Origin of the sequence: Pseudomonas sp. P1.31 (assembly GCF_001269815.1) — a bacterium.
GTDB lineage: Bacteria > Pseudomonadota > Gammaproteobacteria > Pseudomonadales > Pseudomonadaceae > Aquipseudomonas > Aquipseudomonas rustica.
In genome coordinates this window covers 54,245-74,506 of sequence record NZ_LHVN01000013.1, presented here as the reverse complement: position 1 = coordinate 74,506, position 20,262 = coordinate 54,245, and the positions used below count along the sequence as shown (strand labels likewise).

The 20,262-nt window shown below is 59.5% G+C and carries 19 protein-coding genes and 1 tRNA gene; 6 read left to right on the top strand and 14 right to left on the bottom strand.

What is annotated here, in order from left to right:
- The first annotated feature begins 98 nt into the window (after positions 1 to 98).
- Positions 99 to 299, top strand: coding sequence for a hypothetical protein (locus tag AD669_RS09075; protein WP_053118898.1), 201 nt, complete (start codon positions 99 to 101; stop codon positions 297 to 299).
- Here the strand turns inward: AD669_RS09075 and AD669_RS09070 are convergent.
- Both AD669_RS09070 and AD669_RS28575 read right to left on the bottom strand, forming a co-directional pair.
- On the bottom strand, positions 296 to 526 hold the full coding sequence (locus AD669_RS09070) for a hypothetical protein (protein ID WP_053118896.1): 231 nt from the start codon (positions 524 to 526) through the stop codon (positions 296 to 298). The genes AD669_RS09075 and AD669_RS09070 overlap by 4 nt on opposite strands.
- Entirely contained in the window at positions 523 to 744 is a 222-nt protein-coding gene (locus tag AD669_RS28575; RefSeq protein WP_172680095.1) for a hypothetical protein, read from the bottom strand. Before AD669_RS28575 ends, AD669_RS09070 begins: the two co-directional genes overlap by 4 nt.
- Positions 745 to 754: 10 nt before the next feature.
- Between AD669_RS28575 and AD669_RS09065 the strand changes: the two genes are divergently transcribed.
- Positions 755 to 830: transfer RNA gene (locus AD669_RS09065), tRNA-Asn, on the top strand.
- Between the two features lie 201 nt (positions 831 to 1,031).
- On the opposite strand, the gene AD669_RS09060 is transcribed toward AD669_RS09065, so the two are convergent.
- Entirely contained in the window at positions 1,032 to 2,555 is a 1,524-nt protein-coding gene (locus AD669_RS09060; protein WP_053118894.1) for a nucleobase:cation symporter-2 family protein, read from the bottom strand.
- Between the two features lie 289 nt (positions 2,556 to 2,844).
- Between AD669_RS09060 and AD669_RS09055 the strand changes: the two genes are divergently transcribed.
- Positions 2,845 to 3,165: a BrnA antitoxin family protein gene (locus AD669_RS09055; RefSeq protein ID WP_053118891.1), complete on the top strand. Its 321-nt coding sequence runs from the start codon at positions 2,845 to 2,847 to the stop codon at positions 3,163 to 3,165.
- Here AD669_RS09055 and AD669_RS09050 read toward each other — a convergent pair.
- On the bottom strand, positions 3,162 to 3,995 hold the full coding sequence (locus AD669_RS09050; protein ID WP_053118889.1) for an arylamine N-acetyltransferase: 834 nt from the start codon (positions 3,993 to 3,995) through the stop codon (positions 3,162 to 3,164). The two genes, AD669_RS09055 and AD669_RS09050, sit on opposite strands and share 4 nt — an antisense overlap.
- A 101-nt stretch (positions 3,996 to 4,096) precedes the next feature.
- A complete protein-coding gene (locus tag AD669_RS09045; protein ID WP_053118888.1) occupies positions 4,097 to 4,891 on the bottom strand; it encodes an exodeoxyribonuclease III in 795 nt (264 codons plus the stop codon).
- Positions 4,892 to 5,020: 129 nt separating this feature from the next.
- Here AD669_RS09045 and AD669_RS09040 point away from each other — a divergent pair, with 129 nt between their 5' ends.
- The gene (locus tag AD669_RS09040; protein ID WP_053118887.1) at positions 5,021 to 5,602 is read left to right on the top strand and encodes a GNAT family N-acetyltransferase; all 582 of its coding nucleotides are present in this window, start codon (positions 5,021 to 5,023) and stop codon (positions 5,600 to 5,602) included.
- 5 nt (positions 5,603 to 5,607) lie between these two features.
- On the opposite strand, the gene AD669_RS09035 is transcribed toward AD669_RS09040, so the two are convergent.
- The 4 genes from AD669_RS09035 to AD669_RS09020 form a co-directional block, all read right to left on the bottom strand.
- Entirely contained in the window at positions 5,608 to 7,050 is a 1,443-nt protein-coding gene (locus AD669_RS09035) for a mechanosensitive ion channel family protein (protein WP_053118886.1), read from the bottom strand.
- Between the two features lie 209 nt (positions 7,051 to 7,259).
- Complete coding sequence (ycaC, locus tag AD669_RS09030) at positions 7,260 to 7,886, bottom strand: isochorismate family cysteine hydrolase YcaC (RefSeq protein WP_053118885.1); 627 nt, start codon at positions 7,884 to 7,886, stop codon at positions 7,260 to 7,262.
- A gap of 56 nt (positions 7,887 to 7,942) precedes the next feature.
- Positions 7,943 to 8,626 carry an isochorismatase family protein gene (locus AD669_RS09025; protein ID WP_053118883.1) on the bottom strand — a complete coding sequence of 228 codons (684 nt, stop codon included), beginning with the start codon at positions 8,624 to 8,626 and terminating at the stop codon, positions 7,943 to 7,945.
- 86 nt (positions 8,627 to 8,712) lie between these two features.
- Positions 8,713 to 9,579: a pirin family protein gene (locus AD669_RS09020; protein ID WP_053118881.1), complete on the bottom strand. Its 867-nt coding sequence runs from the start codon at positions 9,577 to 9,579 to the stop codon at positions 8,713 to 8,715.
- Positions 9,580 to 9,684: 105 nt separating this feature from the next.
- On the opposite strand from AD669_RS09020, the gene AD669_RS09015 reads away from it, so the two are divergent.
- Both AD669_RS09015 and dkgB read left to right on the top strand, forming a co-directional pair.
- Positions 9,685 to 10,593 (top strand): LysR substrate-binding domain-containing protein, encoded by a 909-nt coding sequence (locus tag AD669_RS09015; protein WP_053118879.1) that lies wholly within the window; start codon positions 9,685 to 9,687, stop codon positions 10,591 to 10,593.
- A gap of 157 nt (positions 10,594 to 10,750) precedes the next feature.
- Positions 10,751 to 11,554, top strand: coding sequence for a 2,5-didehydrogluconate reductase DkgB (dkgB, locus tag AD669_RS09010; RefSeq protein ID WP_053118877.1), 804 nt, complete (start codon positions 10,751 to 10,753; stop codon positions 11,552 to 11,554).
- Positions 11,555 to 11,558: 4 nt separating this feature from the next.
- Here the strand turns inward: dkgB and AD669_RS09005 are convergent, their stop codons facing one another.
- From AD669_RS09005 to mgtA, 5 genes are all read right to left on the bottom strand, one after another.
- The gene (locus tag AD669_RS09005; protein WP_053118875.1) at positions 11,559 to 14,777 is read right to left on the bottom strand and encodes an ATP-binding protein; all 3,219 of its coding nucleotides are present in this window, start codon (positions 14,775 to 14,777) and stop codon (positions 11,559 to 11,561) included.
- A 10-nt stretch (positions 14,778 to 14,787) separates the two neighbouring features.
- The gene (locus AD669_RS09000; RefSeq protein ID WP_053118873.1) at positions 14,788 to 15,414 is read right to left on the bottom strand and encodes a response regulator transcription factor; all 627 of its coding nucleotides are present in this window, start codon (positions 15,412 to 15,414) and stop codon (positions 14,788 to 14,790) included.
- Between the two features lie 141 nt (positions 15,415 to 15,555).
- Entirely contained in the window at positions 15,556 to 15,990 is a 435-nt protein-coding gene (locus AD669_RS08995; protein ID WP_053118871.1) for a hypothetical protein, read from the bottom strand.
- Between the two features lie 148 nt (positions 15,991 to 16,138).
- Positions 16,139 to 16,855 carry an MgtC/SapB family protein gene (locus AD669_RS08990; protein ID WP_007913384.1) on the bottom strand — a complete coding sequence of 239 codons (717 nt, stop codon included), beginning with the start codon at positions 16,853 to 16,855 and terminating at the stop codon, positions 16,139 to 16,141.
- A 161-nt stretch (positions 16,856 to 17,016) separates the two neighbouring features.
- Positions 17,017 to 19,716, bottom strand: a complete 2,700-nt coding sequence (gene mgtA, locus AD669_RS08985) for a magnesium-translocating P-type ATPase (RefSeq protein ID WP_053118869.1) — start codon at positions 19,714 to 19,716, stop codon at positions 17,017 to 17,019.
- Between the last annotated feature and the right edge of the window lie 546 nt (positions 19,717 to 20,262).

The window sequence follows — 20,262 nt, the reverse complement described above, 5'->3', positions numbered from 1 at the left end:
GGTTCAGCCAGTGATGATGGCGACTGACCAGACGCCTTCGCGAGCAAGCTCTGCTCCTACAGGTTATGAGTCAACCTGCGAATTCTGTGAGAAACCCAATGAAAAACGACAACCTGCGCGCCGACCGTGACGATCTGGATGATTTCATCCCCCGCGCCTCGGCCAAACGCGAAAAAAGCCTGGTGCTGCAAGTGGCGGCCGGGGTGTTTCTTGGCGGTCTGGTGCTGTGGCTGGTGCAACTGGCAGCCACGGCGGCTTACGCCAAACTGATGCTCGGCACCATTACCTTCGGCAGTTAAGCCAATTCGGTGGCGCGCTGACTGGCGGCATCGTCATAAACAACGTACAGCGATTCGGCGATCTGGCTCTTGATTGCCTTGGCGCTTTCCAGACCGAGGACAAAACCTTCGGCCTTGCCGCCAGCGCGATTCAGTTCTTCAGCGGTGCCGGCCTGAGTGATCGCATCGAGGAGTTTTTCGGCGTGAGGGCCGACGCCTTTCGGCAGGCTGATTTGCGCGATGCTCATGCGAACACCTCGCTGTTGCGGGACTGACAGATCATGTGATGCATGGCGCGTACCTTTTCGGCGGATGGCCGGTAGCGCGTGTTACCACTTCCGGGCGGCCATGGTAGACCTCTGGCGAGAATCTGGTAACCGCCAATCGCTGACAAACCACCATTCATCCCGGCAAATCGTTCAATTTCACAATCGATGCTTGACTTCTCTTTTTGAATCAGTAACATACGCACCAATTCCGCAATAGCTCAGTTGGTAGAGCAAATGACTGTTAATCATTGGGTCCCTGGTTCGAGTCCAGGTTGTGGAGCCAAATAGCAAAGCCCCTGAATCGAAAGATTCAGGGGCTTTTTTGTGGGCGCTCGAAAAGATCAAAAGATCGCAGCCTTCGGCAGCTCCTACAGGGGATAGGTGTTTTCATGTAGGAGCTGCCGAAGGCTGCGATCTTTTGATCTTCAAACAAAAAGGGCCGATCTGATTAACAGATCGGCCCTTTTCCATTCAGCTACAGCGGTCAGACATGCTCGCTGCTTTTCACCTGCACTTTCGGCGCGCCATGGCCGTGGTCGTGATCATCCGGCTCGATCACCGGCACTTCATTGCCGTCGCAGTCATGCAGTTTGCCGTCGCTGAAGTAATCGCCTTCGCGCAGCGCATCCAGATCGCGATAACGCAGAGTCCGCTCTTCCGCCGCCGCAAACACCGACTGTTGATCGGAGTTGCCAGTAGTGAAGTGGTTGAACGCCAGGTTCAGCAGGATCGCCATGATCGCCGACGAGCTGATGCCCGAGTGGAAAATGGTCGCAAACCAGCTTGGGAACTGATCGTAGAAGTTCGGCGCGGCAATCGGGATCATGCCGAAACCGATCGAGGTGGCGACGATGATCAGGTTGACGTTGTTGCGATAATCAACCTTCGACAGCGTACGAATACCACTCGCTGCCACAGTACCGAACAGCACGATACCGGCGCCGCCGAGTACCGAAGTCGGTACCGCTGCGATAACCCGACCCATGAACGGCAGCAGGCCAAGGATCACCAGGAATACGCCGCCGGTGGCCACCACATAACGGCTCTTGATCCCGGTCACCGCCACCAGACCAACGTTCTGGGCGAAAGCGCTCTGGGTGAACGAACCGAAGATCGGCGCAAACATACTCGACAGCATGTCCGCACGCAGACCGTTGCCCAGACGCTTGGAGTCGACCTTGGTGCCGATGATTTCACCGACCGCCAGAATGTCCGCCGAGGTTTCCACCAGCGTCACCATGACCACGATGCACATCGACAGAATCGCAGCGAAGTGGAAGGTCGGCATGCCGAAGTGGAACGGCGTCGGGAAGCCGAACATCGGCCCGGTGGTGACGTTGGAGAAATCCGCCATACCGAGGAATACCGCCAGTATCGTACCGATCACCATGGCCAACAGGATCGACAGACGCGAGATGGTTGAGCTGCCCACCTTGCTCAGCAGCAACACCAGCACCAGCGTCACCGCCGCCAGACCGATGTTTTGCATGCTGCCGAAGTCCGGCGCGTGGCTGTTGCCGCCCATCGCCCAGCGTGCGGCCACGGGCATCAGCGTCAAGCCGATGGTGGTGATCACAATACCGGTGACCAATGGTGGGAAGAACTTGGTAATGCGCGAGAACACCGGCGTGATCAGCAAGCCGATCAGCGATGCCGCAATGACGGCGCCAAGCACCGACTGGAAGCCGCCCTCCCCGCCGCTGCTGACGATCGCGACCATGGTCGCCACGCCGGAGAACGACACGCCCTGTACCAGCGGCAACTGACAGCCAAAAAACGGTAGACCCAGGGTTTGCAGCAGCGTCGCCAGCCCCCCCGCAAACAATGAAGCAGCAATCAACAAACCAATGTCTGCCGGCGACAGGCCGGCCGCCTGGCCGATGATCAGTGGCACCGCAACGATACCGCCGTACATGGTCAGAACATGTTGCAGGCCGTAAGCCATATTCGCGCCGACCCCGAGATTTTCGTCCTCGGGCCGTTGGTGTGAAACATGGGGCGTTTTCATGGTGGGGGGTTCCCTGGTTTTTGTTATGCGCACACTGTATTCAATACTCAGGACAAATGTCCATAGAGTTGTATACAACTTGTCAGTCACAAAATGGATAGGTAGCCATCCAAGCTTCTAGCCCGCGCCTCGCAACGCCCACAAATCCGGCAACACATCCTCACCTGCATCTGCGCCAACGCCCACTAGGCTGAAGTGTTCATGGCGACCGACGGTGCGGTCGCAGTCTTTTGTATGCATATTAAATATGCATAATGATTTTGAGTATTTTGTTAAAGAGATTTAACCAATGAAAGACGAATATGACTTCTCCCAAGGCAAACGCGGCGCTGTGGCGTCCGCCAAGGGCAAAACCCGGATCACCATCATGCTCGACGATGCCGTGATCGACGCCGCACGCACGGTGGCGGAGAACGAGGGGTTTGGTTATCAGACGGTGATCAACAACACGTTGCGCCATGCCTTGCTCGATGCCGAAAAGCACGACCAGGACGATCCGCTGCAATTCAGCAAAGGCATTACCGCCGCCGATCTCAAGAGTCTTGAGAAAAAATTGTCGGCAGCGGCCGGGGAAATTCGCCGGGTGCTGGAACCGGATGCCAAGCCTTAGGCTTTGGCCGGTACGATCATTCGTTCAAGAGAATGCCGTGTATGCGGCACGTCCGGCAGGTGAATGTCGAATTCCTGCTCCAGCAGTTCGAACAATGCCGCCACCTCGGTGATTTCGCGCCGCTCGCTGCTCGCGCCCATGCGATGGAGGGCGAAACTGCCGTTGTTGAGGGTTTTGCGCCAGCCATCACCGGTACGCGCCGCCATCAGGCGCTGGGTAAACGGAGAGTCGGGATGGGCCGAGACGTACCAGTTGCCGATGGTGAAATCGATGTCTTCCTGGCGTTGCAGGTCGAACAGGTACATCGGCCGCCACTCGCCGGCGACGTTGGCTTGCAGCATGTAGCCCTCGGCTTGTTTGTCGATGCGATAGGGTTCGTGCGGGGTGGTTTGCTCATCTTCGGTGTCGAGAACTAAAGGCGCCGTCGGCACCATGCCGCCGAAACCGACGTCGGTGATGTAGCGCACGCCGTCGAGGGTGACCAGACTCAAGCGGTGCGTGCGCGCCGTCCAGCTGCCTTCCGGCTGATTCATCACCACACGGCCGCTGATGGCGCGAGCGTCGAAGCCCAGCTCAAGCAGCAGGGTGAAGAACAGATTATTCAGCTCATAGCAGTAGCCACCGCGACCGCCGAGCAGGATTTTTTCTTCAATGGACGGCAGATCGATCAGCACCGGTGCGCCAGTAATCGTCGCCAGATTCTCGAAAGGAAAGACCCCGGTGTGGCGCCATTGCAGCAGCCGCAAGTTTTCCAGCGTCGGCGCTGGCGGTGCATCAAAACCCAGACGTTGCAGGTACAGCTTCAGGTTCGTCAGGCGTGGCTCGCTCATTGCTCAATCCTTTTGCATGGGGCCGCAGTTCACTGCGTTGATGGTCGCCATGTATACGGGATCAGCCACTGAGTTCGACAATTGATTTCGCCAATCGCCTGCTAGCGCTTTTTGCGTGAGCCGATGCGAATCCACGTTGGCGCATGGTCACTGGCGTGCGGTTCATTGCGCACCCACGCGTCTACGCCGGCTTCGTACAGATACGGGCTCAATGCCGGGTTGAGCAGCAGATGATCGATGCGCAAACCGGAGTTGGTTTGCCAGTGTTGGCGGAAGTAATCCCAGAAAGTGTAGAGGCGATCCTCGGGATACAGATGTCGCAGCGAATCCGTCCAGCCTTGATCGAGCAGGCGCTGATAACACTCGCGGCTTTCGGGTTGCAGCAGCGCGTCCTTGAGCCATGAGCGGGTGTTGTAGATGTCCATGTCGGTGGGCACGACGTTGTAATCACCGGCCAGCACCACCGGGTGATCGCTGCTTTGCAGGTCTTTCGCATAGCTGATCAACCGTTCGAACCACGCCAGTTTGTAATCGAATTTCGGCCCCGGCTGCGGATTGCCGTTAGGCAGGTACAGGCAACCGACCAGCACGCCGTGCACCGCAGCCTCCAGATAACGGCTGTGCTTGTCGTCGGGATCGCCCGGTAAACCGCGACGGCTCTCCAGCGGCTGCGCATCTCGGGCAAGAATCGCCACACCATTCCACGCCGCCTGACCTTGCCAGATCGCGCCGTAACCGGCAGCTTCCAGTTCGGCGGCGGGGAATGCCGAATCGACCGATTTGAGTTCTTGCAAGCAGGCGATGTCGGGTTGCTCGCGCTTGAGCCAATCGAGCAGATTCGGCAAACGCGCGCGTAAACCGTTGACGTTGTAGGTGGCGATCCGCAGGTTTTTCATCGGCTGAGGCTCCTGCCCGTGGGCTGTGAAAATTGTGACCGCGTGAACATCGCAGCGGTTGCATCGGATCCGTCCGCTGCGGCGTAATAGGCGCTCGCCCTTCGCCCGCTCTGCCGAGACCTGTATCCCATGCCAACCACGCTGCAAGGTCAGCGCATCCTTCTGCGCCCGCTTGAGTATTCCGACGCCGCCGCCCTGCTCCATGCGGCTGCCGACGGCGAATTGTGGAACCTCACCGTGACCGTTGTGCCGTCGGCCAGCACCGTCGACAGCTATCTGAAAAAGGCCCTCGACGGCCGCAAGGCCGGCACGGTGATGCCGTTTGTCATCGTCTTGAAGGACACCGGCGAGGTGATCGGCTCAACACGCTTCTGGAAGATCGATCCGCTCAATCGCAAGCTGGAAATCGGCAGCAGCTGGATCTCGGCGAGCTGGCAGAAATCCTTCGTCAACACCGAAGCCAAATACCTGATGCTGCGCCACGCCTTCGAAGTGCTCGATTGCGTGCGTGTGCAGTTCACCACCGACGAGAACAATCAGAAATCACGCCAGGCGATCCTGCGTCTCGGCGCGCAGCAGGAAGGTATCGTCCGTCATGAACGGATCATGCCGGACGGGCGCAAACGCAACTCGGTGCGTTTCAGCATCATCGACGACGAATGGCCGCAAGTGCGCGCGCACCTGGAACAGAAACTCGCCGCCTACGCATAAACCATTCAGGCGCGACTGCGCAGCCATTGCAGGAAGCCTTTTTTCGCCACCACCACCGGCGCTTCCTCGGTCAGCGATTGCGCCTTGTGCAGGCGGTAATCGAGCAAGGTTTTCATAGCATCGCTGATGTCGTGGCGAGCATCGAGGCACGGCTTCAGGTAAGTCTTTTCGATGCGGTACAGGGCGCAGAAGGTTTTCGCGGCAAACTTGGCCGGCACCGAGGTATCGGAAAGGATGCCCGCCTCGCCGATCACTTCGCCCGGGCCCATGCGCCCTGACTCGAACGGCGTGCCGTGGCGGGTCAGCGTCACTGTGACCACGCCCGACTCGATGATGAACAAGTGATCGCTGACCTCCCCCGCCTCCAGGATCGTCTCGCCAGTGCGGAAATTTTGCAGGGTCATGTTCTGGCTGAAGGTTTCTTTCTCTTCCTGACGCAGCGTCGAGAAGATCGGCGAACTGTCGAGCAATGCCCGTGGCCGCGACAGGTTGCTCGGCGCGCTGCTTTCATCGCTCGACAGCAGATTGACCCCGGACGCCTGCAAGTGCCGGTACGCCAGATCAAACAGTTGATTGCGCACCACGCGTTTCTCGCCCATCGACGCGACGAAACCGCTGATCTCGTATTCCGCGCCGCTGCTGCCGGAGCTTTTCAGCGCGACACTCGGCGCCGGGTTGTCGAGTAACTGCCGACAGCCCTGCATCGCCCGCTCCAGCGATTCGATCACTGAACTGGGCCGCGCATGCGGACTGACCTGCACGCTGACCGCGACGCCGAACATATTGCTCGGCCGACTGAAGTTGATGATCTTCGCCTTGGCTGCCAGCGAGTTGGGAATCACCGCCATGCTGCCCTGACTGGTTTGCAGGCGCGTGGCACGCCAATCGATATCGGTGACCCGGCCTTCGGTGCCGTCGATGGAAATCCAGTCGTCCAGTTGATAAGGCTTGGTGGTGTTGAGGACGATCCCGGAGAACACATCGCTGAGCGTGCTCTGCAAGGCCAGACCGACGATGATCGCCAAGGCGCCGGACGTCGCCAGCACGCCTTTGACCGGCAGATCGAGCACGTAGGCCAGCGCCGCGATAATCGCGATAAGGAAAATCACCGCACCGAGTAAATCCTGCAACAACCGCCCGGTGTGGCCGACCCGTTGCATCATCACCGCGCCGATCAACACCGTCAGGGTGCGCGCGCCAAACAGCCACCAGCCAATCTGCAACCCGGTCGCCGCCAGGTGCAGCGGCACGTTGTCGGCCCACGGCGCGGGCTCCATCGGGTTGAGGCCTTCGTTGAACAGCAAGATGCTGAACAGGGTAAAAATCAGCACGCGCACCAGCAGTTTCCACTCGCTGCCACGGGAACTGATCAGGCGCCACAGACCGAGATCAAGGAGGATCAGGACCAACGCGCAAAACAACGGGTGTTCGGTCAGCAGAGACAGCATCAAACACCTCCGACGGGGGCCAATCGCGAGAAGATCGCACAGATTGGGGAGAGTGTAGGAGTAATTGATTTCACAGCATGAACACACCCGCAAAAAACCCACAAAACCCTGTAGGAGCTGCCGCAGGCTGCGATCTTTTGATCTTCAAAAACCAAGTCAAAAGATCGCAGCCTGCGGCAGCTCCTACGGGGGTTTGCGGGTGGCGTGGGTTATTTGTCGTTAGACAAGCTGTTATAGCTGGTGAACAGGTTGCGGTAATCCGGGATGTGGTTGGAGAACAGGGTGCCCAGCCCTTCAACGTCGTTGCGCCAGTCGCGGTGCAGCTCGCAGGCCAGACCGAACCAGGTCATCAACTGCGCGCCCGCCGTGGACATACGATTCCACGCCGATTCGCGGGTCAATTCGTTGAACGTGCCCGAGGCATCGGTGACCACAAACACATCAAAACCTTCCTCTATCGCCGACAGCGCCGGGAATGCCACGCAGACCTCGGTCACCACGCCAGCAATGATCAGTTGCTTCTTGCCCGTCGCCTTGATCGCCTTGACGAAATCTTCGTTGTCCCAAGCGTTGATCTGGCCTGGACGAGCGATGTACGGCGCATCCGGAAACAGCGCTTTCAGCTCAGGCACCAGCGGGCCGTTGGGGCCGGTTTCGAAACTGGTGGTGAGGATTGTCGGCAGCTTGAAGTACTTGGCCAGATCGGCCAGCGCCAGCACGTTGTTCTTGAATTTGTCCGGATCGATATCGCGCACCAGCGACAGCAGCCCGGCCTGGTGATCGACCAGCAGCACCGCAGCGTTGTTCTTGTCCAGACGTTTGTATTGAGTGGTCATTGCAGTAATCCTCGCGTGTTGTCGAGGCCGACGGGGGTCGGCCTCGGGAGACTCGATCAGCGCTGGGAATCCAGCACTTCGTGTTCGTTCGCGACTTGCTGAGCCTTGAGGTAGCTCTCGATCAGCAATTGATAATGCGGCATGGCCTGGGCGTAGACGGCCGCCCACTGCTCGGCATCGGGACGGTTCCACGAGCCTTGCAGCTCGGAAAGCGTAGCCATGATGTCGATCGGCACCACCCCGGCCTGGGCCAAACGGGCAACTGTCAGATCAGTGGCGAGTTTGGAGTGATTACCGGACGCATCGACCACGGCAAAAACCTTGTAGCCTTCGTGCACGGCAGCGATCGACGGGAACGCCAGGCAGACGCTGGTTAGCGTGCCGGCGATCACCAACGTTTTCTTGCCAGTGGCTTTGACTGCCGCGTGAAACTCCGGGTTATCCCACGCGTTGATTTCGCCCTTGCGCGCCACGTATTGCGCATGCGGCGCGGCTTCGTGAATTTCCGGAATCAACGGCCCGTTCGGCCCTTGCGGCACGGAGGCGGTGGTGATCACCGGCATCTTCAGCAGGGTCGCCGCTTTCGCCAGCGCTACGGCGTTGGCGCGCAGTTGCGGCACGTCGATGTCTTTGACGATCTGGAACAGACCGCTCTGGTGGTCGATCAGCAGCATGGCTGCATCGCTGGCATCGATGGTCGGTTTCTGGCCGTCGAAGTTCGCGGCATTGACAGTGTTCATGTGCGTGTCCTCTTTTCTTTAGGCAACAGCCATCCCTGGCCTTCGAACCGGCCTACGCGTCCTGTGTAGAGCGGAGTGGTTGTGCGTTAAGCGTGCATCTGGCCGAAGCGGCCGGACTGGAAGTCGGCGAAAGCCTGGTGGATTTCCTGCTCGGTGTTCATCACGAACGGGCCGTGGCCGACGATCGGTTCGTCGATCGGTTCGCCGCTGAGCAACAACACCACCGCGTCCTGGCTGGCTTCGAGGGTCAGCTGCTTGCCATCACGTTCGAACAGCGCCAACTGCCCTTCGCGCACCGATTCCAGACCGTTGACCTGCACCGAGCCTTTCAATACCACCAGCGCGGTGTTACGGCCTTCGTGCAGATCCAGCGTCAGCAACTTGCCGGCGTTCAGACGCAGATCCCACACGTCGATCGGCGTGAACGTACGCGACGGGCCGGTGTGGCCATCGAACTCGCCGGCGATCAGGCGCAGGCTGCCGGCGTTGTCCTTGAGCGCGATGCTCGGGATGTCGCGGTCGAGAATGGTCTGATAGCCCGGCGCGGCCATTTTGTCCTTGGCCGGCAGGTTGACCCACAGCTGCACCATTTCCAGTTTGCCGCCGGTTTTGGCGAAGTTATCCGAGTGAAACTCCTCGTGGAGGATCCCGGACGCCGCCGTCATCCATTGCACATCGCCCGGGCCGATGACGCCGCCACTGCCGGTCGAATCGCGGTGCTGCACTTCACCGTCATAAACGATAGTCACAGTTTCGAAACCACGGTGCGGATGCTGACCAACGCCACGACGATCGGTCGTCGGGGTGAAATCGGCGGGGCCGGCGTGATCGAGCAGCAGGAACGGGCTGATGTGTTTGCCCAGGTTGTCGTAGGAAAACAGCGTGCGAACCGGGAAACCATCGCCGACCCAATGGCCGCGTGGGCTGGTGTAGATACCGATGATGTTTTTCATGGTTGTCTCCAATTGGGGTGAGTGATGCGATGGATTAAGCTTAAATCCATGACCATTAATGCACTAGACTGCAAAAATCAGCCTTAGCGTTCTATCTGGAGAACGATGGTGGAAGACCTCAACACCCTTTACTACTTCACCCAAGTGGTCGAACACCACGGATTCGCCGCCGCCGGCCGTGCGCTGGACATGCCCAAATCGAAGCTCAGTCGGCGCATTGCCGAGCTGGAAGAACGCCTCGGTGTACGCCTGCTGCACCGCACCAGCCGCCATTGTTCGCTGACTGAAATCGGCCAGGCCTATTACCAGCGTTGTCTGGCCATGCGCATCGAAGCCGAAAGCGCCGCCGAACTGATCGAACGCAATCGCTCAGAGCCGCAAGGGCTGGTGCGCCTGAGTTGCCCGACGGCGCTGCTCAACTCCTGGGTCGGGCCGATGCTCACGCGCTACATGCTCAAGTATCCGCTGGTTGAGTTGTTCATCGAGAGCACCAATCGTCGCGTCGACCTGATTCACGAAGGTTTCGATATCGCTTTGCGCGTGCGCTTTCCGCCGCTGGAAAACACCGACATGGTCATGAAGGTACTGGGCAACAGCATGCAGTCGGTGGTCGGAAGCCCGCAGTTTGTCGAACGCCTGTCATCACCGCCCTCGCCCGCTGACCTCAACGGTTTGCCGAGCCTGCATTGGGGCGCGGCGCAGCGTGAGTATCAGTGGGAACTGCTCGGGCCGAATGACAACACGGCGCTGATCCGGCACACGCCGCGCATGGTTACTGATGATTTGATTGCATTACGTCAGGCAGTGATTGCCGGGGTCGGCGTGGCGCATTTGCCGAGTGTGGTGGTGCGCGAGGACATTACCGCCGGGCGCGTGGTGGAGTTGATTCCGGGGTGGGCGCCGAAGTGTGGAGTGGTGCATGCGATTTTTCCGTCGCGGCGGGGGTTGCTGCCGTCGGTGCGCACGTTGATTGATTTTCTCGGCGAGGAATTTGCGCGCAGCGACATTGCTTGAATCGGCTGCTCGCGAAGAGGCCAGCCCAGACACTGAAAATCCAAATATCTGATTCATGACTTCTGCTCAACACTGCTTTGCCCCGGCAGCGGTTTTTCTCAAGGATGCACACGCGGATACTCGACCCCATTCCCACTGCAATCCCTTGGAGTCTTTCATGTCTGTTCCCGCTTTCGGCCTCGGTACCTTTCGCCTGCAAGGCCAGGTGGTCATTGACTCGGTGAGCACCGCCCTCGAACTCGGTTACCGCGTCATCGACACCGCGCAAATTTATGAAAACGAAGCGGACGTCGGCCAGGCCATCGCCGCCAGCGGCATCCCCCGCGAAGACCTGTTCATCACCAGCAAAATCTGGATCGCCAACTTCGCCAAAGATCGCCTGATCGACAGCCTCAAAGAGAGCCTGCAAAAACTGCAGACCGACTACCTCGACTTGACGCTGATCCACTGGCCATCGCCGGAAGACCAAGTGCCCGTCGAAGAATTCATGGGCGCTCTGCTGGAAGCCAAACGTCTGGGCCTGACCCGGCAGATCGGCGTATCCAACTTCACCATCGACCTGATGAAGCAAGCCATCAAAGCCGTCGGCGCCGACAACATCGCCACCAATCAGATCGAATTGCACCCGTACCTGCAAAACCGCGCGGTGGCTGAGTTCGCCAAAAGCCAGGGCATTCACATCACCTCGTACATGACCCTTGCTTACGGCGAAGTCTTGAAGGATCCGGTGATCGAGCAGATCGCTGCACGCCTGCAAGCCACCCCGGCGCAAGTCACGCTGGCCTGGGCCATGCAATCGGGTTACGCGGTGATTCCGTCGTCGACCAAGCGCGCCAACCTGCACAGCAACCTCGGCGCCACCGCCCTCAAGCTGAGCGATGCCGACATGGCGCAAATCGCCACGCTGGAGCGCGGCCACCGCCTGACCAGCCCAAAAGGCATCGCGCCCATCTGGGACTGATCGCTCAGGCCTGAAGGCGTTGCGCGAGACCTTGCATGGCCTCGCGCAATGCACTGGCGCTCACGCCTAGCGTTGCGCTTTCAGCATCGCGGCAGGCGTGTTCGAGGTCGGTACACGCCGACACCACGCGCGCGGCGCCGACCATTTGTGCACCGCCCTTGATGTGATGGGCCAGATCGCGCAGGCCGCCACGGTCAGGGGTTTGCAACAGATCGTCGAGGCGCAGCAAATCGGCGTGCAGGCTGTTCAGTACTTCTTTGCGCAGGTGATCGATGAGGGCGCGGTTATTCCCCGCCAACTGCTCCAGCGCGCTGAGGTCGAACTCAGCCAGCGGCGGATTCTCTGATCGCTCGATACCTCGCTCAATGTGGCTGGCGCCGCTCAACGCCACACTCAGATCGTGCAAACGAATTGGCTTGAACAGGCAATCGTCCATGCCCGCTGCGAGGCAACGGGCTCTTTCCTCGACCAGCGCATTGGCCGTAAAACCAATGATCAAACGTCGACCGACACCTGCGAGCGCTTCGTCCTGACGAATCGCGCGCGCCAGTTCATAACCGCTGCGCCGGGGCATGTTGCAGTCGGTGATCAGCACGTCAAAAGATTGCTCGCGCCACAGTTTCAAGCCCTGCTCGCCGTCTTCAGTGTCGACCGTCCGGTGCCCCAACTCACTGAGTTGCCAACACAGCAACAAGCGGTTCACCGGGTGATCGTCCACCACCAGAATGCTCAGCGATTGCACGGGTTCGGAGGCGATTGGCGTGGGCGCATGGTTTTGTTCGAGCGCTTCTAGCAACGCCACTTCAAGGCGAACGGTGACTCGCGTGCCGACGCCGGTTTTGCTCTCGAGTTGCAACTCGCCGCCCATCATTTCGCACAGGCTGCGACTGATGACCAAGCCCAACCCCGAGCCACTGCGCGCCGCATGCGGGTCGTTGCCGGCCTGCACAAATGGACTGAACAAACGCTGCCTGTCTTCAGGGCTGATGCCAATGCCGCTGTCTTCGATAATCACGCAGACCGCCAGTTGCCCGGCCTCCAAAGCATTCACGCGCAGTTGCAAACTCACTTCGCCGGTCTCGGTGAACTTGATCGCATTGCTCAGCAGATTCGATAGCACCTGCTTGAACCGCGTCGGATCAATCAGCACATCAACGTCACTGCCAGCCTCTAGATCAAGGTGCCAGAGCAAGCGTTTCTGTCGCGCCAAACCTTCGAAAACCCTGCACACCGAACTGACCAGTTCACGCAGATTCGCGCGTTCGGGCGCCAGCGACAAATGCCCGGATTCAATCCGCGCAATATCAAGAATGTCGCCAATCAGCGCCAGCAATTGCTGCCCGGCACTGGATGCGACCTGGATCGCCAGGCGATCGGTCACGCCCTCCTCCGCACGTTTCAGGGCCAGTTCAAGCATGCCGATCAAGGCGTTCATCGGCGTGCGGATTTCATGACTCATGGTCGCCAGAAACGTGGTTTTCGCACGATTGGCATCGTCGGCCACGTCCTTGGCCTCCTGCAATTGCTGCAACCATTGCTGACGTTGACGGATCTGCCGGCGCTGAAAACCGATCCACGCCAGCGCCAATAGCAGCAACACCGCAGCGCCGATAAAACCGCGCAAAATCTCCCCGCGATGACGCAGCCAATAGCTGTCATCGACCACCATGTCATGGCTCCAGCGGCCGACCAGTTCATCGATTTCCTGTGGTGCGATGCTCAGCAATGCTTTGTTCAGAATCGACTGCAGCTCAGCCGCCTGCGGCACCGTAGCCAAGGCGATTCTTGCCGGTTGATCACCGACGGTGGTGACAATGCGCACGCGCTCACGGTAATGACGGGCGATCAGATAACGCGCCACCAGCAACGAACTCAGAGTCGCGTCCGCCTGGCCCTTGGCGATCATTTCCATGCCCGCCGCCGGGCTGGGCACCTCGACCAACTTCACCTGCGGTGCATGCTCGAGCAAATACCCACGCAACGGATGCCCGCGATAAATCGCCAGGCGTTTGCCGGCCAGATCATCGAGGCTGCGCGGGCTGTCCACACCTGCTGCCGTGACCAGCACGAACGGATTGCTCAGATACGCTCGGGTAAAGCGCAATTCGGCTTCACGCTCACTGCTCGGCGTCACCACTGGCAGCACATCGAGCTCGCCAGCCTTCAATTGCTCGATCTGGCGATCCAGCGAGCGACCGCGCACCACCTCGAACGTCAGGCCGCTGCGCTGACTGATCAGACTCAACAACGGCGCCGCAAGCCCGCTGAGGCGACCTTCGGCATCAAAAAACGACAGCGGCGCAAAATCATCGATAACGCCGACCCGCACGCGCGGATGCTGGTCGAGCCAGCGCTGTTCTTTGGCACTCAGGCGTACTTGCGACTGCTCGGCCATTTCCGCGCGCCCGGCGCTCCAGCGTTGCTCGATAATCTGGCGCTGGAGCAGAGGAATGGCAACCAGCGCCTTGTCGATGATCCGTTTCAATCGCGCATCCGTGCGGCGCAGTGCGAAGCCGAACGGGTTGGCATCCAGCCCGGACGGCCCGGCCAGTTGCACGTCGTTGCGGTAATTGGTGTTGATCAGGTAGTTGGCACTGATGAAGTCGCCGAGGTAGGCATCGTCTCTGCCGAAGGCCACGGCGCCGAGTGCGTCCATGGCTGAGTGGTAACGTTGAATATGCGTCTGTGGATAAAAGCCCTGCACGGTCGCCAGTGGTAAATAGTCTTCGGCCATGGCCAGGCGTTTGCCGGCAAGATCGGCCAGCGGCGCTTCTCCGAGCCGGGTCACCAGCATTGGCTGATCTTCGGCGTATGCGCGAGACAGCACCAGCTCAGGGTCAGCCAGTTCAAAGTTGTTCGAGGTTCCGAGTACGTCCAGCTCGCCCCGTTTGAGCGCGGTAATGGCCGCTTCCCGATTGGCGTAACGCAGCACTTCGACACGCATATTCAGCAGTTGCGCGAGCAGATCGGCGTAATCGGCGCTGAGCCCTTCCAGTTGATGGTGGTTGCGGGTCAATTCGAACGGCGGGTAATCCGGCCCGGAAATGCCCATGCGCAACACCGGGTGCTGGCGCAGCCATTGCCGGTCGGTGCCGTCGAGCCGTACTTGAACATTCTCCAGCCGGGTTCGCGTGAGGATCTCCAACGTCGTTGGCGCCGTTTCGGCCAACGCGGTCAGCGCCCACGCCGCCAATGCAATCACAACCCAGCGGCCGATGCGCATGTGCGGCCTCTCAGATCAAGTGATTGCGCTTAGCGAAATCACGCAAATGAACGCCGGAGGAGACGCCCAGTTTTGTCATCAATCGGGTTTTGTAGGTGCTGACAGTCTTGTGGCTCAGGTGCATGTCTTCGGCGATGGTCTTGTTGGGCGCTCCTCGCGCCAGTTGCACGAATATGCTCAGCTCCCGATCGGAAAGTTGATCGATCATCTGCTTCTCGGTGTAGTGCAGAGCGTTCGATGCGTTTGCCTGATCAGGCAGTGCCGTGAAATAGGTGTACCCCGACATCAGCGCCTGAATCGCCTTGTGCAACTGCGCCAACTGATTCGTCTTGGGCACAAACGCCATGGCCCCGGCGCGCAGGCAACGCTCCTGATAGAACAACGGCTCATGGGACGTGAATACCAGAATCCGGCATTCCAGATCGTTGGCCTTGATCCGCGCCAGCACATCCAGCCCACCGAGCATCGGCAAATTCAGGTCAAGCACCACCAATTGAGGTTCGTGCTCACGAATCAGTGGCAGCACCTCATTCCCGCTGGATGCCTCGTGGATCTTTTTGAAACCTTCCGCTTGCAGCACGATTCTGACGGCGGCGCACACCACCGGATGATCATCGACGATCAGCGCTGACTTCATGAACACTCCCGATGGCAAGACATGACATTGGCGCCACACGACCGCATGAGCGGACAGGGTGGCTGCGCAAAGACTGTTGCACGGGAACGACGGCGAATCTACCTGTCAGGTTTGACAGTTGCGGCCATTGAATATTTGTGTCTAAGCCTGACGTTTCAACGCTGGAACACGCATCAAGTCAGCGCAGGCTCCGGGTTTTGGCGCATCGGCCAGCGCCGCCAACTGCTCGATCATTCGCGCATTCGGCAGCACGCAATGGCTGATCTGCACGTTGTCTTGTGCAAAACCCGGAATCGCCCGTGATGGCGCAGTAGGTTCGTTGTAGATCAAGGCGTGGCGAACATGCGGGTTATCGAGGAAAAACCCCAGCAGATCCAGTGAGCCAGCGGCCATTTCAGCGTTGATCACCACGATGTCGAAGGGTTCGCAGCCGTAATCGACCAGGGTCAGCAGGTCGACCAGGCTCTGCACCGGTGCCACGCGGTAGTAACCGAGACCATTGAATGCACGCTCGATTTTCATGCGGTGAAAATGTTGCGGATCGGCGATCAGAATGCGCAGGGCTTTGTTGTTCATCGTAAACCTCACGGGTTAGACGGCTTCAAATGAATGCAAGCCTACGGAGGCCAAACGGAAGATTCTGTAGGACGCGTCCTAAAAAGACTGGCGGTAATTCCTTGATTCACGCGCTCGGCCACGCCAGACCGGCGCCAACAAAGTGCCGCTATTCGGTGGTACTCGGACTCCAGAACGCCTGCACCACCAACGCTGACGTCGAGATCCGCGCGACCAGTGCATCCAGCTCATCGCCGTCCACCGACGTTGTCGCCAATGTCGCTTCGATCTCGATTTCGTCCGCACCGAAGGCATGCACGTCGACATCACTGGCCGGGTAATTACTGCGTTCCAGCTCCGCTTCGAGCAACGCGAACACCGCCGTTTGCTGCGAACGCCGGGCGATAACGTAGACGATGTTGGTGACTTCCGCCGACACCACGTCCAGCGGTTGGCGGTTGATGTTGTTGACGATCGGCCGCAGCAAGGTGTTCGCAGCGAGGATAAACAGCGTGCCGAGCACGGCTTCGGCGAGCAGGTCGGCGCCGGCGCAGGCACCGACGGCGGCTGACGTCCACAGGGTGGCGGCGGTGTTGAGGCCGCGCACGTTGCCCTCTTCACGCATGATCACCCCGGCGCCGAGAAAACCGATGCCGGAGACCACGTAAGCGACCACACGCACCGCGCCTTCAGCGCCGGCGAGACGGTTGGCCATGTCGACGAAAATCGCCGCACCGACCGCCACCAGCACGTTGGTGCGCAGACCCGCCGTGCGTTGTCGGTACTGGCGCTCGAAACCGATCAGGCCACCGAGGATGAACGCGGCGCTGAGGCTGACGAGGGTGTCGAGCAGTGAATCGAGGTTGAGGTTGTTGATGGCTTGCATCGTCATCTCCCTGAAAAAAACACAAACCCCCTTGTGGGGCCTGCTTGAAACGAGCCCCTGTAGGAGCTGCCGAAGGCTGCGATCTTTTGATGTTGCCTTTTGAAAACAAGATCAAAAGATCGCAGCCTTCGGCAGCTCCTACAGGGGAACAGGTGTTGCTGTTATTGCCAGCCAAACCGGCGGATGTAGAAGCCTTTCACCGCTTGGGTCAGCGCCATGTACGCCAGCAGAATCACCGGCAGAAACACGAAGTACAGCGACGGCAGCGCCTGCAATTTGAAGTAGTGCGCCAGCGGCCCCATCGGCAGGAAGATGCCGACCGCCATGATGATTCCGGTCATCACCAGCAGCGGCATGGCGGCACGGCTTTGCAGGAACGGAATCTTCGGCGTGCGGATCATGTGCACGATCAGCGTCTGGGTCAGCAGCCCGACCACGAACCAGCCGGACTGGAACAGCGTCTGGTGATCCGGGGTGTTGGCATCGAAGACGTACCACATCAAGGCGAACGTGGTGATGTCAAAGATCGAGCTGATCGGGCCGAAAAACAGCATGAATCGCCCGACGTCGCCCGGCTGCCAGCGTTGTGGTTTTTTGAGCATTTCCTCGTCGACGTTATCGAACGGAATGGCGATCTGCGAAATGTCGTAGAGCAGGTTCTGCACCAACAGGTGCATCGGCAGCATTGGCAGGAACGGAATAAACGCACTGGCGACCAGCACCGAGAACACGTTGCCGAAGTTGGAGCTGGCGGTCATCTTGATGTACTTGAGCATGTTGGCGAAGGTGCGCCGCCCTTCGAGCACGCCCTCCTCCAGCACCATCAGGCTCTTTTCCAAGAGGATGATGTCGGCCGCTTCCTTGGCGATGTCCACCGCGCTGTCCACGGAAATACCGATGTCGGCGGTACGCAGCGCAGGCGCATCGTTGATGCCGTCGCCCATGAACCCGACCACGTGACCATTGCCTTTAAGGATGCGCACGATGCGCTCCTTGTGCGACGGCGTCAGTTTGGCGAAGACATTGGTGGTCTCTACCGCCACCGCCAGTTCGGCATCGCTCATGCGCTCGACGTCGTTGCCCAGCAGCAAGCCTTGTTGCGCGAGGCCGACTTCACGGCAGATCTTCGCGGTCACCAGTTCGTTGTCGCCGGTCAGCACTTTCACTGCCACGCCATGTTCGGCCAAGGCTTTCAGCGCGGGCGCAGTGCTTTCTTTCGGTGGATCGAGGAACGCCACGTAACCAATCAGCGTCAGTTCCTGTTCATCGGCCAGGCTGTAAATCTCGCGACCTTCGGGCATCGAGCGAGCGGCCACGGCCACTACGCGTAAGCCTTCAGCGTTGAATGCTGCGGTGACCTGACGAATCCTGGTCAGCAATTCATCGCTCAAGGCTTCATCGACGTCGCCGTGACGCACGCGGCTGCAGACCGCCAGCACTTCTTCCACCGCGCCTTTGCAGATCAGCTGATGCGGCTGGCCGCGCCCTTCGACCACCACCGACATGCGCCGACGATTGAAGTCGAACGGGATCTCATCGACCTTGCGAAACGCCGTGCCGACTTTCAGTTCACGGTGGATTTCCACGTGTTCCAGCACCGCGACATCCAGCAGGTTTTTCAGGCCGGTCTGGTAGTAGCTGTTGAGGTAGGCCATTTCCAGCACGTCATCGGAATCGGCGCCCCACACGTCGACATTACGCGCGAGGAAGATCTTGTCCTGCGTCAGCGTGCCGGTCTTGTCGGTGCACAGCACGTCCATCGCACCGAAGTTCTGGATCGCATCGAGGCGCTTGACGATGACTTTTTTGCGCGACAGAAACACCGCGCCTTTGGCCAGCGTCGAGGTAACGATCATCGGCAGCATTTCCGGGGTCAGGCCGACAGCAATCGACAGCGCGAACAGCAATGCTTCCGTCCAGTCACCCTTGGTGAAACCGTTGATGAACAGCACCAGCGGCGCCATGACGAACATGAAACGGATCAACAGCCAGCTGACTTTGTTGACGCCTTGCTGGAACGAAGTGACCGCGCGATCGGTTGCGCCAACCCGCTGGGCCAGCGCACCGAAATAGGTGCTGTTGCCGGTGGTCAGGATCACCGCCACCGCAGTGCCGGACACCACGTTGGTGCCCATGAACAGGATGTTGTCCAGCTCCAGCGGATTGCGCGTGTCGCGATCAGCCTGACGCGGAAACTTCTCCACCGGCATCGATTCGCCGGTCATCGCAGCTTGGCTGACGAACAGATCCTTGGCGCTGAGCACGCGGCAATCGGCAGGAATCATGTCACCGGCCGAGAGCACGATCAGATCCCCCGGCACCAGTTGTTTGATCGGCAATTCGCTGCGTGGCGCGTCTCGGCGCATGACGGTGGCGGTGTTGCTGACCATGGCTTTCAGTGCATCGGCGGCCTGGTTGGATTTGCTTTCCTGCCAGAAGCGCAGCAGCGTCGACAGCACCACCATGCTGAAAATCACGGTGGCGGCTTTGAGGTCTTCGGTCAGCCACGAGATCACCGCCAACAGGGTCAGCAGCAGGTTGAACGGGTTTTTGTAGCAGTGCCACAGGTGAGTCCACCACGGCAGCGGCTGCTCGTGTTCGACTTCGTTAAGGCCGTATTGCGCACGCAGCGCATCGACTTCGAAATCGGTCAGGCCATCGGAATGCGTGCCCAATGACGACAGCAGCACACCGCTGTCGCAATGCGCGGCATCGACCAGAGTGTTGGCCAAAGTAGGTGGGACTTCACGGCTGACCGTGGTGTCGTTGATCGATTCCAGCAGCGCCAGACGACGAAAGTGCCGGGCGATGTGGCGGGTGCGCAGGAAGCCTGCGAAAAATTCCTTGAGCGTAAGTTTCATGGCTGTTGCCCCTGTGGTCAGCCGGGAAACCGTCAAGCAGGTACGGCCGCGCCTCGTCCGCCGGAAAAACCGGCACGGCAAGGCTTGGCGCGCCGGTCAGAAAAGACAGGCGTGTCGATAGGACTGCGATCACGACAATAAAGTCGAAACCACGCTCTGTTCAGCGTCGATGAGAAGGACGTCTAGCCATGGCCCAGGACGGGTCATGCACGGGATGCCGCTGCTCGCTTTTACGGCGAGACAACGACAGAGAAAGTCTGCGCGTTATCTTGCCGAGAATCTGCCGGTTACCGAGACCGGCCGACAACTGTCACTCGAACAAGTACCCACTGTGGGTCTCCGCTATTGATGAAAACGCGCGAAGCTTACGCCCCGATGATTGGAGAGTAAACCCGCAAAAGGCCGGGCGCCGGGGAATGTGGGGGATGTTCAGGAAGGGTTCAGGATGATCATTCCCACGCTCTGCGTGGGAATGCAGCCCGGGACGCTCCGCGTCCCTGTCGAAGGCCGAACGCGGAGCGTCCGTTGAGGCATTCCCACGCAGAG

Coding starts and splice junctions, on each gene's coding strand:
- AD669_RS09075 (WP_053118898.1), top strand. CDS start 99: ATGAAAAACGACAACCTGCGCGCCGACCGTGACGATCTGGATGATTTC.
- AD669_RS09070 (WP_053118896.1), bottom strand. CDS start 526: ATGAGCATCGCGCAAATCAGCCTGCCGAAAGGCGTCGGCCCTCACGCC.
- AD669_RS28575 (WP_172680095.1), bottom strand. CDS start 744: ATGTTACTGATTCAAAAAGAGAAGTCAAGCATCGATTGTGAAATTGAA.
- AD669_RS09060 (WP_053118894.1), bottom strand. CDS start 2,555: ATGAAAACGCCCCATGTTTCACACCAACGGCCCGAGGACGAAAATCTC.
- AD669_RS09055 (WP_053118891.1), top strand. CDS start 2,845: ATGAAAGACGAATATGACTTCTCCCAAGGCAAACGCGGCGCTGTGGCG.
- AD669_RS09050 (WP_053118889.1), bottom strand. CDS start 3,995: ATGAGCGAGCCACGCCTGACGAACCTGAAGCTGTACCTGCAACGTCTG.
- AD669_RS09045 (WP_053118888.1), bottom strand. CDS start 4,891: ATGAAAAACCTGCGGATCGCCACCTACAACGTCAACGGTTTACGCGCG.
- AD669_RS09040 (WP_053118887.1), top strand. CDS start 5,021: ATGCCAACCACGCTGCAAGGTCAGCGCATCCTTCTGCGCCCGCTTGAG.
- AD669_RS09035 (WP_053118886.1), bottom strand. CDS start 7,050: ATGCTGTCTCTGCTGACCGAACACCCGTTGTTTTGCGCGTTGGTCCTG.
- ycaC (WP_053118885.1), bottom strand. CDS start 7,886: ATGACCACTCAATACAAACGTCTGGACAAGAACAACGCTGCGGTGCTG.
- AD669_RS09025 (WP_053118883.1), bottom strand. CDS start 8,626: ATGAACACTGTCAATGCCGCGAACTTCGACGGCCAGAAACCGACCATC.
- AD669_RS09020 (WP_053118881.1), bottom strand. CDS start 9,579: ATGAAAAACATCATCGGTATCTACACCAGCCCACGCGGCCATTGGGTC.
- AD669_RS09015 (WP_053118879.1), top strand. CDS start 9,685: ATGGTGGAAGACCTCAACACCCTTTACTACTTCACCCAAGTGGTCGAA.
- dkgB (WP_053118877.1), top strand. CDS start 10,751: ATGTCTGTTCCCGCTTTCGGCCTCGGTACCTTTCGCCTGCAAGGCCAG.
- AD669_RS09005 (WP_053118875.1), bottom strand. CDS start 14,777: ATGCGCATCGGCCGCTGGGTTGTGATTGCATTGGCGGCGTGGGCGCTG.
- AD669_RS09000 (WP_053118873.1), bottom strand. CDS start 15,414: ATGAAGTCAGCGCTGATCGTCGATGATCATCCGGTGGTGTGCGCCGCC.
- AD669_RS08995 (WP_053118871.1), bottom strand. CDS start 15,990: ATGAACAACAAAGCCCTGCGCATTCTGATCGCCGATCCGCAACATTTT.
- AD669_RS08990 (WP_007913384.1), bottom strand. CDS start 16,855: ATGCAAGCCATCAACAACCTCAACCTCGATTCACTGCTCGACACCCTC.
- mgtA (WP_053118869.1), bottom strand. CDS start 19,716: ATGAAACTTACGCTCAAGGAATTTTTCGCAGGCTTCCTGCGCACCCGC.